General features: G+C 66.5%; 15 protein-coding genes and 1 pseudogene. 9 read left to right on the top strand and 7 right to left on the bottom strand.

The annotated features are described in order from the left end of the window. Positions 1 to 752 precede the first annotated feature (752 nt). A pseudogene (locus ABZX79_RS36225) lies at positions 753 to 845 on the top strand (hypothetical protein); the annotation flags it as partial. Between the two features lie 141 nt (positions 846 to 986). After that, complete coding sequence (locus ABZX79_RS36220; RefSeq protein WP_355267850.1) at positions 987 to 1,373, top strand: hypothetical protein; 387 nt, start codon at positions 987 to 989, stop codon at positions 1,371 to 1,373. A gap of 50 nt (positions 1,374 to 1,423) precedes the next feature. Here the strand turns inward: ABZX79_RS36220 and ABZX79_RS36215 are convergent, their stop codons facing one another. From ABZX79_RS36215 to ABZX79_RS36205, 3 genes are all read right to left on the bottom strand, one after another. Next, positions 1,424 to 2,053 (bottom strand): class I SAM-dependent methyltransferase, encoded by a 630-nt coding sequence (locus ABZX79_RS36215; RefSeq protein WP_311130357.1) that lies wholly within the window; start codon positions 2,051 to 2,053, stop codon positions 1,424 to 1,426. Positions 2,054 to 2,252: 199 nt separating this feature from the next. Continuing rightward, the gene (locus ABZX79_RS36210) at positions 2,253 to 2,759 is read right to left on the bottom strand and encodes a hypothetical protein (protein WP_355267787.1); all 507 of its coding nucleotides are present in this window, start codon (positions 2,757 to 2,759) and stop codon (positions 2,253 to 2,255) included. A gap of 121 nt (positions 2,760 to 2,880) precedes the next feature. Next, positions 2,881 to 3,075, bottom strand: a complete 195-nt coding sequence (locus ABZX79_RS36205; RefSeq protein ID WP_355267784.1) for a hypothetical protein — start codon at positions 3,073 to 3,075, stop codon at positions 2,881 to 2,883. Between the two features lie 505 nt (positions 3,076 to 3,580). On the opposite strand from ABZX79_RS36205, the gene ABZX79_RS36200 reads away from it, so the two are divergent. Continuing rightward, positions 3,581 to 4,339, top strand: a complete 759-nt coding sequence (locus ABZX79_RS36200; RefSeq protein WP_355267781.1) for a GntR family transcriptional regulator — start codon at positions 3,581 to 3,583, stop codon at positions 4,337 to 4,339. A 375-nt stretch (positions 4,340 to 4,714) separates the two neighbouring features. On the opposite strand, the gene ABZX79_RS36195 is transcribed toward ABZX79_RS36200, so the two are convergent. Continuing rightward, positions 4,715 to 5,860, bottom strand: a complete 1,146-nt coding sequence (locus ABZX79_RS36195; protein WP_355267778.1) for a RelA/SpoT domain-containing protein — start codon at positions 5,858 to 5,860, stop codon at positions 4,715 to 4,717. A gap of 468 nt (positions 5,861 to 6,328) precedes the next feature. Beyond that, complete coding sequence (locus ABZX79_RS36190) at positions 6,329 to 6,625, bottom strand: hypothetical protein (protein WP_355267775.1); 297 nt, start codon at positions 6,623 to 6,625, stop codon at positions 6,329 to 6,331. Between the two features lie 1,160 nt (positions 6,626 to 7,785). Between ABZX79_RS36190 and ABZX79_RS36185 the strand changes: the two genes are divergently transcribed. The 6 genes from ABZX79_RS36185 to ABZX79_RS36160 all read left to right on the top strand — a co-directional run bounded on the left by ABZX79_RS36185 (position 7,786) and on the right by ABZX79_RS36160 (position 13,336). Continuing rightward, the gene (locus ABZX79_RS36185; RefSeq protein WP_355267772.1) at positions 7,786 to 9,084 is read left to right on the top strand and encodes an ice-binding family protein; all 1,299 of its coding nucleotides are present in this window, start codon (positions 7,786 to 7,788) and stop codon (positions 9,082 to 9,084) included. Positions 9,085 to 9,176: 92 nt separating this feature from the next. Then, positions 9,177 to 9,914 carry a DUF5819 family protein gene (locus ABZX79_RS36180; RefSeq protein WP_355267769.1) on the top strand — a complete coding sequence of 246 codons (738 nt, stop codon included), beginning with the start codon at positions 9,177 to 9,179 and terminating at the stop codon, positions 9,912 to 9,914. Then, the gene (locus ABZX79_RS36175; protein ID WP_355267766.1) at positions 9,904 to 11,058 is read left to right on the top strand and encodes an HTTM domain-containing protein; all 1,155 of its coding nucleotides are present in this window, start codon (positions 9,904 to 9,906) and stop codon (positions 11,056 to 11,058) included. The genes ABZX79_RS36180 and ABZX79_RS36175 overlap by 11 nt, the downstream gene beginning before the upstream one ends. A gap of 402 nt (positions 11,059 to 11,460) precedes the next feature. Further along, positions 11,461 to 12,387, top strand: a complete 927-nt coding sequence (locus ABZX79_RS36170) for a MurR/RpiR family transcriptional regulator (RefSeq protein ID WP_355267763.1) — start codon at positions 11,461 to 11,463, stop codon at positions 12,385 to 12,387. A 327-nt stretch (positions 12,388 to 12,714) separates the two neighbouring features. Continuing rightward, positions 12,715 to 13,083, top strand: a complete 369-nt coding sequence (locus ABZX79_RS36165; RefSeq protein WP_355267846.1) for a hypothetical protein — start codon at positions 12,715 to 12,717, stop codon at positions 13,081 to 13,083. A 19-nt stretch (positions 13,084 to 13,102) separates the two neighbouring features. Next, positions 13,103 to 13,336 (top strand): DUF2277 domain-containing protein, encoded by a 234-nt coding sequence (locus tag ABZX79_RS36160; protein WP_355267760.1) that lies wholly within the window; start codon positions 13,103 to 13,105, stop codon positions 13,334 to 13,336. Here ABZX79_RS36160 and ABZX79_RS36155 read toward each other — a convergent pair. Both ABZX79_RS36155 and ABZX79_RS36150 read right to left on the bottom strand, forming a co-directional pair. Further along, entirely contained in the window at positions 13,333 to 13,986 is a 654-nt protein-coding gene (locus ABZX79_RS36155) for a VTT domain-containing protein (protein WP_355267757.1), read from the bottom strand. The two genes, ABZX79_RS36160 and ABZX79_RS36155, sit on opposite strands and share 4 nt — an antisense overlap. Before the next feature lie 160 nt (positions 13,987 to 14,146). Continuing rightward, the gene (locus ABZX79_RS36150; protein WP_355267754.1) at positions 14,147 to 16,051 is read right to left on the bottom strand and encodes an FAD/NAD(P)-binding protein; all 1,905 of its coding nucleotides are present in this window, start codon (positions 16,049 to 16,051) and stop codon (positions 14,147 to 14,149) included. Positions 16,052 to 16,352: the final 301 nt, after the last annotated feature.

The raw sequence follows: 16,352 nt of genomic DNA, 5'->3' as shown, positions 1-16,352 counted from the left end.
GACCTGGCGGAGTGGGCAGCTGAGGATCCCGGCAAGTGGGCCGCTTGGGTCGCGCCCGCTCCCATCAGCGAAGCCGAATGTTCGACAAGGAAATCTGACCGGCAGCTCAAGGCACGCATGGATCAGCGAACTCGCGAGCGCCTGCCCGCCCTGCCGGCACTGGTGAAGACAGCCGATCGTTGTCTGAAGGAAGCTCGAATCCGCCTCGACGCGATGAACGCAGCTCCGCTCGGATCGTCGTTTACTGTTCTCGGCGATATCTTCACCCTCCCCCGCTCCAGCCGACGCGCCGATGGGCGCCCGAACATTGCCTGGGACAGCAAGGGAAACCGCCGCTGCCTTGCGGCCGAGGAACGCAACCTTTTCTGGGCTTGGGCAGCAATCGAGATCCTGCGACACACCGGCATTCGCATCGAGGAGCTGCTCGAGCTAGGCCATCACAGCATCATCAGTTACAAGCTTCCCACTACCGGCCAAGTTGTGCCGCTCTTGCAGATCGCCCCGTCAAAGACAGACCAAGAGCGCCTACTCCTAGTCACGCCGGAATTGGCAGACGTTCTGAGTACAGTCGTATCTCGAGTTCGCACCTCTGACGGATCAGTCCCAGTCATCCCTAGCTACGACCACTACGAAAGGGTCTGGAACCCGCCACTGCCATTGCTGCTTCAAGAACGAATCAGTGGCTACCCACGAGCACTGTCCGCACACTCGATCCGCCGAGGGCTCGAGCAGACCCGCGCGCCTCAGGTTTGGTGGACAAGACGGGAAAGCCCCTCGTTTTCCAGCCCCATGATTTTCGCCGAATCTTCATCACTGACGCGATTCTCAACGGCTTGCCTCCACACATTGCTCAGGTCATTGCTGGTCACGACAACATTGGGACCACGATGGGCTACGCCGCGATCTATCCGCACGATGCGATCGAAGCACACCGGGCCTTCATCGCCCGACGGCGGGCACTGAGGCCCGTCGAGGAATACCGCACTGTGACGTCAGAGGAGTGGGACGAGTTCCTCGGACACTTCGAACGCCGAAAGCTTGCCCTGGGGGACTGTGGGCGCGCATATGGAACCGATTGTGCGCATGAGCATGCCTGCGTGCGCTGCCCCGTCCTAATCATCCATGCTTCCGAACGCCCACGGCTCGTCGAAATCCGCGACAACCTTGTTTCCCGAATCCTGGAGGCCGAAAGCGAAGGCTGGCTAGGTGAGGTCGAGGGCCTGCAAAGCAGTCTGAGTCACGCCAACGAGAAGCTTGCCCAACTCGACGCGCAGATTAATAGGAAGCAGGAGTCCGTCGACCTGGGAATTCCCGCCTTCCGGGAGATCGTTGCTCGCGCTACTGGGGTGGCCGCACCGCCAGAGCCTTCGTGACGAGCTTCATCCGTGCGGAGGATCTATACCACCCCGGCCCAGGCCACCCTCTACGGGTGGCGGGCCAGCAAGTGGGTGTCGAGGAAGCCCCGCTCGGACGCCGGATCGTGGAGCAACCGAGCCACCGTGACGAGCCCGGCCCCGGCCAGCAACTCGGCAAACTGCTCCGCCGGCCAGCTATACGCGGGCGCCACCTTGTGGTCGAAGGGGACTGGCTCCGGCTCCTCGGTTCCGAAGAAGGACACCAGGAGCAGGCCCCCAGGTGCCAGGACACGCACCTGCTCAGCGAGCAGCGCGGGCAGTTCTTCAGGTGGGGTGTGGATCATCGAGTAGTGGGCCAGCACTCCGCCCAGCGCGTCGTCCTCGACCGGCAGGGCCTCCATTCGCGCTTCGTCGAACCGCAACATCGGTTGGGCCTGCCGGGCGTGGGCGACCATGGCCGGGGAGAGGTCGAACCCGAGGGCGTCCAAACCCAAGTCGTGCAACATGGCTGTCAGATGGCCGGGTCCACACCCGACGTCAGCTACTCGCAGGTTGCCCGTGCCACGCACGAGCTCGGCAAAGGTGCCGATCATGTTCCGCGCGAACGGCTGCGTCTCCAACTGATTAGCAAACATTGATGCATAGAGCTCGACGACCCCGTCGTAGGCCGCCCTGGTCTCGTCCTGGTGTTTTAGCACGGGCAGGAAACTAACACCTGCGCCGTTCGCGACCGTTCTCCGGCCCATGACGGCCCTTCCCCTCGGGACTGATCGACCCGCCCACCTGATCACGGGACGCCCCGGTAGTTCGGAGAATGTACGAGCTCTGCGTACCGAGAGTCTGTCCACTCGGTCATGGCGTGTCCTTCCGTCTCGCAGCAGAGTACGTGCGACTAGGTCAGCGGGATGAGGGTGCCGGAAGGCACACGGGCTTCGGTCCAGGTTCGATCGGGCCGCAGTTGGGCGAGTGCTGGCACTTGGCGCTCACCTCGATAAGCGTGGCGTCAGGCGCTACCCACAGCTCACGGTCAACGCTGTACCCGGCGGCCTGGAGCGCGGCCATGGTGCGATCGATGAACTCGGGGTCGTAGCGGCCGGGGCCCGGCAGCTCGGGGTAGTGGTGGACGAACCCGCCGCCGAGCCGGTCGCACAGGCGGGCGTACAAGTCGGTGTGAAGGATGAGCGCGTGCCACCCCTCGTCGACGATGCGGGACGGGGCAATGCCCTTCGCTCCCTCCGCCGCCACGGCGACGAACTTCAGAGCCTCCGCCGTGATGCGGTCGGCAACGGGCCGGGTCATGTCGGGGTTGTCCTTCTGGACGGTGGCGGAGACGCCGGCGAACTCGGCGGGGGTCAGGTACGACCGGGCGTCCCTTACCGCGGGGGCGGTGCTGGTGATACTCATGATGGTGTTCTCCCGTTTCTGGATGGGATGGACGTCCGCCTCGGCCGGGGTTTCCTGGCCGGATGCATCGGCCGAGGCGGGTCTTGCCCACCCGCCGCCCTCCTGAGGAGAGCGACGGGAATCAGTGGGCCGGCGCGCTGCCCGGCAGGCAGGTTCGGGCGGGAGCGCGGCAAATGCGCCCCGAAGCTTCGGGGGTGAGATCCTCCGGCGTGATGGGCGGCCCGTGCCACAGCAGGGTCACCTCGTGTTCTCCGCAATAGGCGCCCGTCGCGTCCTCGACGGGGAAGTCGTGGTCGCCCTTGATGCACTTCGTCATCGCCTGGCCTGCCGTTCTGCCTGTCGCAGTCGCGCGCCGACTCGGCAGCGTGGGCTGGGGCAGATGGGGCAGGTCTCGGCGTGGTCCAGTACCGCCTTGTACGCCGCCAGGTGTGGCGTGCACCCGTCTTTCGTGCGATCGGCGAGCTGTGTCACCGCTCTACCTCTCTGTCGACTTCTGCCCAGACCAGGGCGCCGTCCCGGATGCGGGTGTGTCCGAACCGAGGCGCTCTTGCAAGGGCGATGAGGACTGCTGTGCGAGCGACCGGTGCAAGATCCTCGGGAAGCTCCGCTTCCACCCGGATACGGTCGTGCGTTTCGTCGAGGCGAGGCTCGGCACCGATGGCCGCGGTGAGCATTGCGGCGATGGCGGCGGCTTCAGTCTCAGCGGAACGCACGGGTCCCCTTCGTGAACGGTCGATCACTACTCGTGATGCTGAGTACTCAGCTTCGACCTGATGGGTTAGCTTTGTCAACGTCGACGTACGACCTTCGGAGCCGCGCATATGCCACGCGAAACGCCCTATCTCCAAGTGGCCGACGCCCTGCGCGCCCGGATCAAAGCGGGCGAGTGGACCATCGGTGAAAAGCTGCCGTCCCGCGCCCGGTTCGCCGAGGAATACGGGGTCGGCCAGAGTGTTGCCCAACGCGCCATGGAGCGCCTGATAATCGAGGGCCTCCTCGAAGGCCGGGCCGGATCCGGCACCTACGTCCGCCGACCGCGCGAGCGCCTGCGCATGGTCCGCTCACGCCACCGCGAGCGCCGCGGCGGAAGCCCGTTCCGCGCGGACATGAAGGAGCAAGGCCGTGCCGGGACTTGGGAGTCGCGCAGCGTCGCCCGCACACCCGCCCCGGACCACATCGCGGAGCGACTGGCCATCGAGCCCGGTGACCTGTGCGTGGTCACCAACTACGAGTTCCTCGCCGACAGCCTCCCCGTCCAACTCTCGGAGTCCTGGGAGCCGATGGCCATCACCGACGGCACGCCGATCGTGCTGCCGGAGATGGGGCCGCACGGTGGCGCCGGGGTCGTCGAGCGGATGCGGTCTATCGGCGTCGAGATCGACACGGCGGTGGAGATTCCGCGTCCCGCGCGTGCGAGCCAAGCGCAGGCGAACCTGCTCGGCATCTCCGTCGGCGACCTGATCACGCAGATTGAGCGGACCTACTACGACACCGACGGGCGGCCCGTCGAAACGGCAGACATCATCGTCGCCGACGTCCGGTGGGAAATCGCGTACGAGATCGGCATACAGCGCGACTGACCCCGGACGCACGACAACGCCCCCTGCCCCGGCCGAAGCCGGAACAGGGGGCGCGCTCTTTCAGTGTTGGAGTAGGGCGACCGGCCCCGTTGTCCATCGAGCCGTTCCCTACTTCATCAAGGCCCGCGTACGGCGCGGGCGCGCGCCGCCTCTGGCGCGGCGTGCCTCCTGCCTTCGCCCCGGCTGGCCGCGCCCGGCGGCTGCGGGCATGAAGTGGTGGAGACACCCTCTGTGGCTGGGGCGGCCGGCTCCACGGTTTTAAGGCAGGCTTTAGGCAGCCACTTTGGGGCGAGCCTCTAAGATCATGGCCCCAACGTCGTGCTTTACCGGGCAGGTCCACAGACTGCCCGACTCGCCATCAGCTTACGGGGCCATTTAGCCACCGGTCGTGCCGCGTCCTCGATCTGGCAGCTTCTTGGCGCCCACCGCGTAACCCTTTTCTCGGGCCTTCGCCAGGCGTCGATCAATCATTTCTCGGAACCACTCATTATCTTGCCGATTCCATGGATGCCGAATCGCATATTCCTCCCCCGCGACCACCATCAGCACGTCTTCAAGCCTCGTTAGCTGCCCTTGGCGGGACCCATGAAGCGCTCGACTAACCTGGCCGTGATTGTATCCGGAGAGGAATTCGTCTAGCTCGTTTAGGTCAATGAACCCCAGGCCCTTCAAGAGCCCAACCGTCCAAGAATACGAGTAGTCAGACATGCGCCCGTCAGGCCCAAACTCCTTGTCCAGATAAGCCTTCAGGGCATCGGGCGTGATCTCCACGCCACTCAACTCGTCGTCGGCCACAGATTTCAAAGCTGCCTCGCGAAGACGCCGGTCCTGCTTAGCGATAGCTTGAAACTCTCGGTCGGCGATCTCTAGGGCGCCAGCCAGAGCCATGAAGCGCCGGCGGATCTGCGAGGGCAGGGCATAGACGGCCTTGTACTGGATGTCGTGTTCAATCTCAGCCCAAGCGTGTTGCAAGATCGTGCGCACTTGGATTTCCGCCGTCAGTCCCGAAAACTTAGCGTACTCAGGCAGAGCACAGCGGTTCTCCTTCAGACGCACGAGGAAATGAAGACTTTGATATCCTAGACGTCGATCCTTCTCGAAGGCTTCGGATTTGTCGATCCGCTCAAGCACCTCAAACTGCTCTTGGATCACCGTTTCGACATCTCGAACCACATTGAGGAAATATGTGATTACACGCACTCCGGCGAGATCTGTTATTTCCTGCAAGGGCTTGCCGTAGCGCGGGCTATTCGGATTCTCGGACGAAGCCTTCCTTGCTTTACGCTGGAACCCGTCTATAGATTTCGGTCGACTAGTAATGGAATGCGTACTTATGTTTGAGTTCGACAGGCAAGTGCTGATGATGGATTCGGTGACGCTGGAAAATTCCTCGTACAGAGGATAGACCTTCTCGTACTCATCCTTAGCAAGTGCAGCATGCCCATCGAAATCGAAATCATCAGACTCGGGTTGTTCCTCATCTGGATCCGCTACGGCCCCCGCCAACACCACGTCACTCACCGAACGCCCCTCCCCGGCCGACGGTTGGTACAAGGTCCAGGTTACGGCGTGTAAGGCACACAGGGTGAGGTGTCGGCAGTGTTGCTCACGCGCAACAGGCATCTCCTTACCAACAGTTGAGTGGGGCCTGAGAGGACACACCCACGCATGAGCGCCCTTCCGGGCCATGGAAGGGCGCTCAATGGTGACCAACGTCGACAACTGCCGACAGCTCAGCAGCAGGTCAGGGCCTTGATCGATAAGGCGGCGCAGGTCACGGCCGCCCGTGATCAGTTGTGCCGGTGATGGTCGGCCATACCCTGTCGGATGAAGCCGACGGGTAGTAGTCACAGACCGCCCGTGGACTATCTGTGGACGGACCGCGTCCCCTGTGACCTGCACACACTTCGGATACCGAAGCGCCCTCCGGAGCCGTGCGCAGAGGAGCCCCAGACTGGGGCATCGGAACCCAGAACAGCAATCTGCTGGTCACAACGCCTCGCGCCCTCCACGATGGCCGTCATGGACCAGTTGCAGGACAATGCTTGGCAGTACGTGGCAGAGGTACTCCACTCCGAGGATCTTCCAATGCTCGCTGCGCACGCGCTCGTTGATGGTCACGACTCTCCTGCCCTGCGTGAGCTGGCTGGCCTGCCGCGCCGGAGCAATGCGACTGAGGTCCGCGAGCTGTACGTCCAGGCCCTGGGTGAACTCGACGTGCCTCTTCCTGACGAGGAGACGGCCGGCCGACGTCTCCTCGTGAGCCTCGCGTTCGGTCTCGTGCAAGGCGGGCTCAGTCCCAAGGAAGTCGCCGACCGGCTCTCGATGACGGTCGCGGCTCATACTCAGGAGAGACGCAGTTCCTCTCCATCGCAGCGGAGTGCAGCGAATGGATCGGACCGGACAATCTTCCGGCATGGGAACACGAGCTACGAGCCGCAGCCCAGTTGTTGGCCACTTCTACTGACCTTGGTCCCGGCATTCGCGTACCAGTTTCGCGACACGGCTGACCCTCTGGCCTCGGCACGAGCGGTCAACCACGGACACTCGGAGCCCGAAGCGGGGCGAACGCCCGTCGGCAGCCTCGACACCGTGGCTCGCACGACGACCAGCGAGGACGTATCCACGCGTGGCGCCAGGCCTACAAAGCAGATGTCGGCGTTCGAAACCGTCCGCGCCCACCAGCGGAAAGCCCCCAACCGATCACGGCTGGGGGCTTTCGCAGTCCACAAAGAGTCCACATGACATCCACGTCTGACATCAACGGGGATGGTCACGTACGACCGGCCGCCGCCTAAGCATCCGGTGTCCAGGTGGCTCACTGCCTCACGCCGCGTGTCCTGGACGACGTGGGCGTAGATGTTCATCGTGACGGCGATCTGGCTGTGACCCAGGATCTCCATCACGACACGGGGAGCGACGCCAGGAGCGGCCTCCGACCAATTCGCCTGGTCAGGGCCTCTCATCTGCGGTGGGTGCGGCGGGACGTCGCGGCCGACTGCCCGCGGCTCGTTACGCGTCGGCGGGTGTGTACCAGCGAGGCGCATCCGGCCTAACGATTCAGATGATCCAAGCCGGACGCAGCCAGGTGGACGGAAGGCCAATATCGCCACGCCCGTATGCGGCGAGTTTGTGAGATCACCTGGTTGGCGGGGCTACTTCGAGCACGACTCGGTCGGGCTTATGAACCGGTAGGCGCTATTCCCTCATCTGAGGTAATGGCACCCTGCGCATTGGGGGCCATGTCGGATTATGGACAATGCGACTTAACATATTTTCATCGCGCTTCGCGCCGTTGAATGCGTAATCATTCCCCCTCTGTCCCTACTTATTGCTGACACGCGCATTTTCCTGCGTAATATGCAGCGACATAATCCAAGGCTTCCCGGGCGAACGGTAGGGCCCGGTACGCCACGCCCCGGCCCCCCAAAGGAAATGGCCTCTCGATGAAGCTGCAGTTCCCTCAAGCGGCTCCGCGCCGCGCATTGTCCGGCTGGCTGGCCTCGGCTCTCGCCGCAACGGTCGCCGTAGTAATGGTCGCTGTGACCCCGACAACGGCAATGGCCATCGCGACACCCGTACCTCTCGGAACAACGGAAAGTTACTCCGTTCTGGCAGGCTCGGGTGTCACCAACACCGGCCCGTCGGTGATCGACCACGACCTTGGGACACACCCGACTCCGGCCATCAGCGGGTTCCCGCCCGGCCAGGTGCGCGGCGTCGTGCACGCTGCGGACGTGCCGGCCCGCCTGGCCAAGAGCGATCTGGTCGTGGCATACAACAACGCGGCCGGCCAGGCCCAGGACTTCGCGCTCGGGTCGGCAATCGGCGCGGGCCAGGAGCTGCTTCCGGGCGTTCACACACGCGAGTCCGGCGGTGTCCTGCTCAACGGCGACCTGGTCCTCAACGCCGGGGGAAACCCCAACGCCGTCTGGGTGTTCCAGATTCCCACGACCCTGACGACGGCCTCCCGTAGCCGGGTCCTCCTCACGAACGGCGCTTCGCCGTGCAACGTGTTCTGGCAGATCGGGAGTTCGGCGACCCTCGGCACCTACTCCACCTTCGTGGGCACCATCATGGCTCTGACCTCCATCAGCGTGACCACGGGGGCGAACATCGAGGGCCGGGCACTGGCCCGTAACGGCGCCGTGACGCTCGACAACAACCGGATCTTCCTCGGTGGGTGCGCGACCGGTGGAACGACGTCCGGCACGACCAACGGAACCACGACGGGCACGACCAACGGCACGAGCGCCGGATCCACGAATGGCACGACCAACGGAACCACCACGGGTCTGATCAGTGGAGGTGTCCTGGGCGGACCCATCCTCGACGGACCCATCCTCGACGGCCCCATCGTCAGCGTCGTGGGCGGAAGCACCTCGGGGAGCATCTCCGGCAACACCGCCGGGAACACGGAGGGCAATACCTCCGGGAACACTGCGGGCAACACCGCCGGGAACACCACCGGCGGGAACACGCAGGGCAACAGCGCCGGAAACACCACCGGTGGGCCCGGCCACAAGCCTGGCAAGCCCGACCACCACGACAAGCCCGATTGGCCTGGCCATCACGACAAGCCGGGCAGGCCGGGGCATCACCACGACAAGCCTGGCGGGCCCGGCCATCACGACGACAAGCCGGGCCACGGCCATGACGGAGCGCCCGACAAGCCCGGCCACGGCGAAGAGGACGACGTCTACAGCTACGGCTACGGCGACAAGCCCGTAAGCCACAAGGGCTAGGCAGCACACTGCGGTAAGCCCGCTCATCACATAACGGCGCACGGCGGAATCCTCATCGAATCCGCCGTGCGCCCTCAGTGACAGTGAGGAAAATGAGAAAGACAGGGTGGGCGGTGTCGCGCGGGATTAAAACAGCGGACGTGAAGGACCTCCAGCAGTCCGATTCCGGTCCGGCCTCACGGGCATGTCATGGAGAAGTGGTCGCCTCTAGAGGGCGCAAATGGGGTGCCCGTGTACTGAAGGCAGGCCTGCGCACCGTCGTGTTTCTGTGTCTGGTCACGACTCTCGTCCACGTCGTTCTCGTGTTCCTTCATGTGGCGCCCGCCAACACCGTCTCAAAGAGATACAGCCCGGCGATCAACGCATGGGTGTATCCCTACTTCGAACAGAATTGGCGCCTTTTCGCCCCGGACCCCGACTCCGTCAACCGGCAAATTCTGGTGAGAACCGCACACACAGGTGCCGACGGATCGGTCAAGGTGAGCGCCTGGTTCGACTTGACTGCCGGGGACAATTCCGCAGTCGAGCACAATGCGTTCCCGAGCCACACGGCGCAGAACCTACTGCGTCGCGCCTGGACCTCCTACACCGAAACACACGGAGGAGACGACAAGGCACGCACGGAACGCGCCGTAATGATCCGGAAGTATCTGACCAACATCGCCGCGGACCGCGTCGCTGACCGCAACAGCGGCACATTCGACTTCATTCAGCTTCGTGTCGTCACACATCCCATCCCCGCACCCGGCGCCGCAACCAGCAGCCGCCCGCGGACGCCCGCCGAGACCCGGCTTCTGCCCTGGTGGAAGGTGACCACCCATGGGAAATGAGCAGACCCCCAAGACCGTCTCAACGAGTCAAGAGACCGTGTCCGCCGGCGCTGTGCAGTGGACCGTCGACCGGATCCGCACTCTGCGGGACCTTGTGACCGACCGTCCGGTGTCCCTGTACGCCGCGTCGGTGCTGCGCATCGGCTACGGACTGCTCTACCTGGTCTTTCTGTTGCGCGAGTTCCCGCACCGCCACGAGATCTGGGGTACCAGCTCCCCGTGGACGCCCGCGTTGGCGCGACAGCTCTTCGACCAGACAGGGTGGAACAGCATCCTGACCCTGTCCGACAGTCGCGCCTACTTCGAGCTCTGCTATGCGATGGCCCTCGTCACGTCCGCTCTGTTCATGCTGGGCTGGCGCACCCGCCTCCTGTCCGTCCTCTTCGCCGTCGTGGTGATCTCGTTCCATGCGCGAGCGATCTTCATGACGGACGGGGGCGACAACCTAATCCTGCTGATGGCGGTCTACCTCGTTTTCACCGCGTGCGGTCGGCGCTGGTCCCTGGACGCACGCAGAGGCCGGATCAAAGCGGCTCGTGCGGGCGACACACCGGAGCCAGTGCGGAGCCTTTCCTCGCAGCAACTCCGCGACGCCCGCAGCACCCTGACCACCGTGGTGCACAACTGCGGCATCTTCGTCATCGCGGCCCAAGTCTGCTTCCTCTACGGCTCAACGGGCCTGTACAAGGTCCAGGGCGCTTCCTGGGGCAACGGCACCGCTCTCCACTACGCCCTGAACCTCGAACTCTTCCAGCCCTGGCCCGCACTTTCCCACCTCGTGGACGAGTACCCCGTCCTCATCGCGCTCGCCTGCTACATGACGGTCCTCTTGCAGGTCGCCTTCCCGTTCGTGCTGTTCGGCAGGCTCAAGTACCCCGTCCTCTCCCTGCTGCTGTGCATGCACATCGGTATTGCAGTGCTCATGGGGTTGCCTCTCTTCTCCGGTGCCATGATCGTCGCGGACGCCGTGTTCCTGCCAGACCGCTTCTACCGGCTACTGGGACGGCTGTGGCGGCGCACCGCCCAACGCATCGGTGCCGGGAGCACGGGCGCCTCACCCGGGCCGGAATCCCCGCTCGTACCGGCACAGCCGGGGCCGGTGTTGACGACGACACCGAGTTCTGGAGCACATCCGCAAGCGTGAGCCGAGGACGAAGCTGTGTGCGCCCCGAGCGGCCTCCTTGGGGCGCCGTGCACCGGTTGGGGCAGCGGTGCGCCTTCCGGCTGCGGCGTACGCCCGTAACCCTGGACTGGTCCGAACGCAGGCGAGACCAAGGGGGAATCGTGGCTCGTACGCAGTCCAGGTGTGGGGCGCTGACGGAGAAGGGGACCCGGTGCCGGCGACTGGCGATGATGGACGCGTCGCGGTGCGATCTCCACCGCGGCGACTGGTCCACGTACACCGTCCAGAGGCGCAGGGAAGCCGCGCGCGAAGCGAAGGCCCCCAGGCGTCGTGAGTGACGCACGTCCGATCGAAGCCGTCCGTGCCCGCCGTCGGAAACACCGGCTATGTTGAGCGTCAGTGGGACGAGAGGGAGGCACACCGGTGCCATCACGGCAGCAGGCACGCGCACAGGCGTCTGCGATTACGCCTGGAAGGCAGGCTCCGGAAGGGGAGGGATCCCCGGAGGGGTCTCCCGCGGACCGCGTGCGCGCGCTGTTCGGTGGGCACCGGCTGTCTCCCGCGCAGCGGCGCATCGCCCAGTACATCGTCGATCACCTCACCGAGGCCGCGTTCCTGTCGATCACAGATCTGGCGGAACGGGTGGGGGTGAGCCAGCCGTCCGTGACGCGCTTCGCGTCGTCGTTGGGGTTCAGCGGGTTCCCCGCGCTCCGGGAGGCCCTGCAGCCCATCGCGCTCAGCTCCGTCGCCGGTTCGCGGGAAGAAATCCGGCGTAACGAGCTGCAGGCAGCCGTCGATGCCGAGATCGAGAACCTGGAGAGCCTGCGGCGCACCCTCGCCGACCCCGGTCGGGTGCTCGACGTGGGGCGCGAGCTCGCTCGGTCGATGCCTCTGACGGTTCTCGGGCTGCGGATCTCCGTGTCCTTGGCGGAGTACTTCGCCTACGCGGCGCGGCGAATCCATCCCGACGTGAGGCTGGTGACCCGCGGGGGCAGCGTCGCCTACGACGCGTTGCTCCAGTCGCGGGAAGCCGGCGGGACGTGGGTGGTGGCGTTCGCGATGCCGCGGCATGCCAACGAGACGCTGGCGGCGATTCAGGCCGCCCGCAGCACCGGGCTGCGCGTCGCGCTGATCACTGATTTGACGCTCGGCTCGCTTGTCGATGAGGCCGACGTGGCACTCACCGCCGGCACCGGATCCCGCCTCGTCTTCGACTCCTACTCGGCGCCGGGGGTCCTGTCCGCCGCCGTCCTCCAGGCCATGGCCGATGCCGACCCCGTGCGCACCCAGGCGCGGCTGGAGGGGTACGAGCAGGTCGCGGACCAGCACAAATTCTTTCTCGAGGACTGAGACGCCCGTCCGTTCCCCGGTTACGGAGCGTCCTTTCATCGCACGCAGGGTATGAATTTTTTCATACCCTTGCGTACTCGGCGGTATATATGTTTACTGCCTGTGGCCGTCAGAGCACATCAGAGCCCTTGCACTTCACATCAGTGGATACCCATGAGCGGCGCACTCCTCCTCACGTCGCCCACGGGTGTTCTCTCCGGGCAGTCCGCTTTCCTCGGCGGACGGCCCTCCCCGGCGGTCCCGGTCTACCCCTGGGCCGGGACCGCCCACATATCCCCGCGGCACCCCGCGATCAGAGCCCGTCCCCCACCCGCCGGAGCGACGACGATGTCCCAGACCCTCTCACCGCTCAGCCCGGACTGGCCGTGCCAGGTCAAGGCCCCCGGCAGTCACGACTGGGAGCGCACGGCGGCCCGTTGGCTGCGGGATCTCCTGCCGGCGCGTTACGCCGGATACTCGACGCTCACCCGCCACCCCGTCCTCCTCGCCCGCCACGCTCAGCTCCAGGTCGAGCACGAGATCCGGGCCGTACGGGTCGCACTGCGGACCTGCCGTGCGGAGCTGCCCACCCTCGGCGTGTCCGAAGCGGTCATCGAGGGGACGATCCGGCTTTACGCCGTCGAGCTGGAGCAGCTCAACCGGCTCGCCCGCGCCGTCCGGCTCATCACCGAAGCGCTCCTCGCCGGCAACCGCTGACTGGCGATACCGTCGTTGTATGTGCCGCAGCATCAAGACGCTCCGTCCGCCCGTCCTCCCCGAAGAGGCCACCGACGAAGACATCCGCGCGGCTGCCTTGCAGTACGTACGCAAGGTCTCCGGGTTCCGCGTGCCCGCCGCTCACAACCGTGAGGTCTTCGACCAGGCCGTCGACGAAGTGGCCGAGGCGACCCGGAAGCTCCTCGCCGGGATCGAGGTGCGAGGGGGAGGGGTGGTCAAGCAGAGGGGTTAGGGCGTTGCCGGTGCTGGTGTCGGGACTGGGCGGCGTACGAACATCGCCGCCAGCGAGCCCGCCATGAACAGCGCCAGCAGTGAGACCGCCGCGCCCAGCCAGGACGCGCCCAGCCACTGGGCGCCGAAGTAGCCGAGCCCCACGCTGTAGCCGGCCCACGCCACGCCCGCCAGGACCGACCAGGGCAGGAACTCCCGCACCTTGCGGTGCGCCGCCCCCGCGCCCAGCGAGACCACGGAGCGGCCCGCCGGGGCGAAGCGGGCGATGACGACGAGGATGCCGCCGCCGCGGCTGAGCGCGGTGCCGAGACGTTCCTGCGCGGTGGTCAGGCGGCGTGAGCGGGCGATGGCCCGGTCGAGGCGTTCGCCGCCGCGCCAGGCCAGCCGGTACGCCACGAAGTCACCCAGTACGGACGCGGTCGTCGCACACACCAGCAGCGCGAGGATGTCGGGCACCTGGTGGGCCACCTGGCCGGCCGCTCCCGCGGCGACGGTGGTGGCGGTCGTGGTGCCCGCCGCGGCGGCGGTGGCGGCCGTGATCACCAGTACCCCGCTGGGCAGAACGGGCAGGAAAACGTCCATGACGACGGAGACCGCGATCACCGCGTAGATCCATGGGCTGCCGGTCAGCGCCCCCACACTTTCGAACAACGTGACTCCCCGGTTCGTAACAACGCCGCGACGTCGCAGGGGAGCGGCAGGGGCGGCATACAGCCATACAGCGTACGCCTGCCATATCGGCCGAGATCGTCAGGGGCGCGACGATGTTGGACATGTCACGTTCAACGGGGGAGTGGGAATGACGCGCTGCTCAGGCTGACGGAGTTCGGTTCGTCGGTGGCGAGGTCAGGACCGTGGTCGTACGTACCGTCACCGCCGCCCGCAGCGCCGCCCGCGCCACCGCGTCCGCGTCCGTCAGTGTCACCGAGTCCACCCCGGGCCTGGCGCCCGCCGCGGTCACCCAGTGCACGCCCTCCGTGGGCACTCCGAACGCGAACCGACGTGGGTGCGGCCGTCCTTGACTGTCTATCAGGTGGTACGGGCGGCGCGTGACGTCCAGGCCACCCGTCTCGTACCCGTCCACCGTGTGTGGCCGGCACTGGCCGGTCTTCAGGAGCCGTGCGAGGAGTTCGTCCGACGTACGCCGCAGATCGGGCTCCGGCAGTCGCGCCTCGATGAGGGTCGTGACCGAGACCTCGGACCCCGCTATGTCGGGGGAGGAGGCGATGAAGGCGTTGTGTGCTGCTTCTACCGTCATGCGTGGGCCTATGACGTCCAGTACGCCTGCCTCTATCAGCGCCGTCATCTCCTCGATCCTGCGGCGTGGCGGGCCTATGGAGAGAAAGGCGTTCAGCGGCGTGTACCAGCGGTCCAGGTGGTCGCGGCGGGACGCGCCCGGCAGCCCGGCGTGGTCCACGATCTGCCGCAGTTCGTTGCGCAGGTCGCGCAGTACGTCGAGGGCGGCCTTGCGTGGGCCCGCGACGTTGCCGAGCGCCGCGTGCGCCGCGTCCCGCCGCAGGTGGCGCAGCAGCCAGGCGCGGTGGTCCGCCGGGTCGCGGAAGGTGTGGCCGGTGTACGGGCGGGCGGTCAGATCCCAGCACCAGCGTTCCTCGTGCGGTACGCCGAAGTCCCCCAGTACGTCCGCCTCCTGGGCGCTGCGGTGCGCGGTGGCGAGGAAACGCCCCCGAAAGCCCTCGCTGCGCGAAGTGGCCTGCGTGCCGAGCAGCGTCTCGTAGTAGACCGTCTCCACCTCCTTGGCGACCAGCGGCCATATCTCGGCCAGGAAGTCGGGCGGATCGCCCGCGTCCGCGCGGGTGCGGAAGGCCGCGATCACGCCGGGCGTGAGGAGCAGCGGCTCGTGCCTGCCGTACGGGCCCTTCGCGTTGTCGCCGCGTGCCTGGTGCGGTACGCCGCGCCGCGACCCCGCGTACAGGCGCGGCTCGCGGCCCGACGGGTGGTAGACGAGGCCGCCGCCGGGGGCGTGGGTGAACGTTCCGCCGCGCCCCGCCGTCAACAGCGCCATGTGGTCGAAGAAGTTCAGGCCGAGGCCGCGCAGCAGGACCGTTTCGCCGGGTGCGAGGGCCGAGAGGTCGAGGTCGGCCGGGTTCGCGGGCGGCAGGTAGCGCAGGCCGTGGTGCTCGGCGTACTCGGCGAAACGCGACTCCGACCGGCCCGCGTGCACCGGCAGATGGCCCTGGGCGAGGACGACGGCGCTGAGGCCGGTGAGCGTCTCGCCGTTGTCGAGAGTGATGGTCTGGAGGCTGTCGGGATCGCCGGGACCGTTCTGGAGGTTTACCGCGCGCGCCGCGTGTATCCGCACAGTGACCGACTCCGGGGCGCCGCACACGACTTGGCGGAAGACCCACTCCAGGTAGCGGCCGTAGCAGGCACGGGTCGGGTAGTCGTCGGGGCCGAGCGGCGCATCGTGCGAGGCCGCCCACTCGTACAGGCTCGGTCCCGGGCGTATCGGGCCCTCGCAGCCGACGCTCGCGTCCGTGAAGAGTGTGACCTGCGAGGCCACCGTGTTCATCAGCAGCTCGGCGGGCTGTCCGGTACGCCAGACCCGGCCCGCGCCCGGCGGTGCGGGGTCGACGACATGCACCGTCAGCGTGGTGTCCGGCGCCAGGGCGGGCACGGAGGCACAGAGCCTTTCGAGCACGCTGGTGCCACGGGGGCCGGCGCCCACGACGGCGAGGGCTTGGTGCACTGCGGACAAAGCGGTGACTCCCGGGGCGAGCGTGGTGTGGGGGGCGCTGGAAGCGGAGGGTCCGCATCATCATGCCGGTGGAGTGCGGGAAGTCGTAGCCCTGTTACGCAGGATCTCCGCCGCTGTGGGAAGGATCACGGTGGGTGACCACCGGGGGTGCGGGGGGGGAGGGGGCGGGAGGCGGGGGGGGGGGGGGTCGGGGGCGCCCCCCCCCACCCCCGCCCCCCGGGCCCCGCCTCCCGCCCTCACCCCCCCCCCGGGGGACTCCACGCACCGGCCATCTGCATGAGCAATGCTGTGCTGCGCGCCG

It is taken from the genome of Streptomyces sp. NPDC002994, assembly GCF_040611155.1.
Classification (GTDB): Bacteria; Actinomycetota; Actinomycetes; order Streptomycetales; family Streptomycetaceae; genus Streptomyces.
This window is presented reverse-complemented; position numbering and strand designations above follow the sequence as displayed.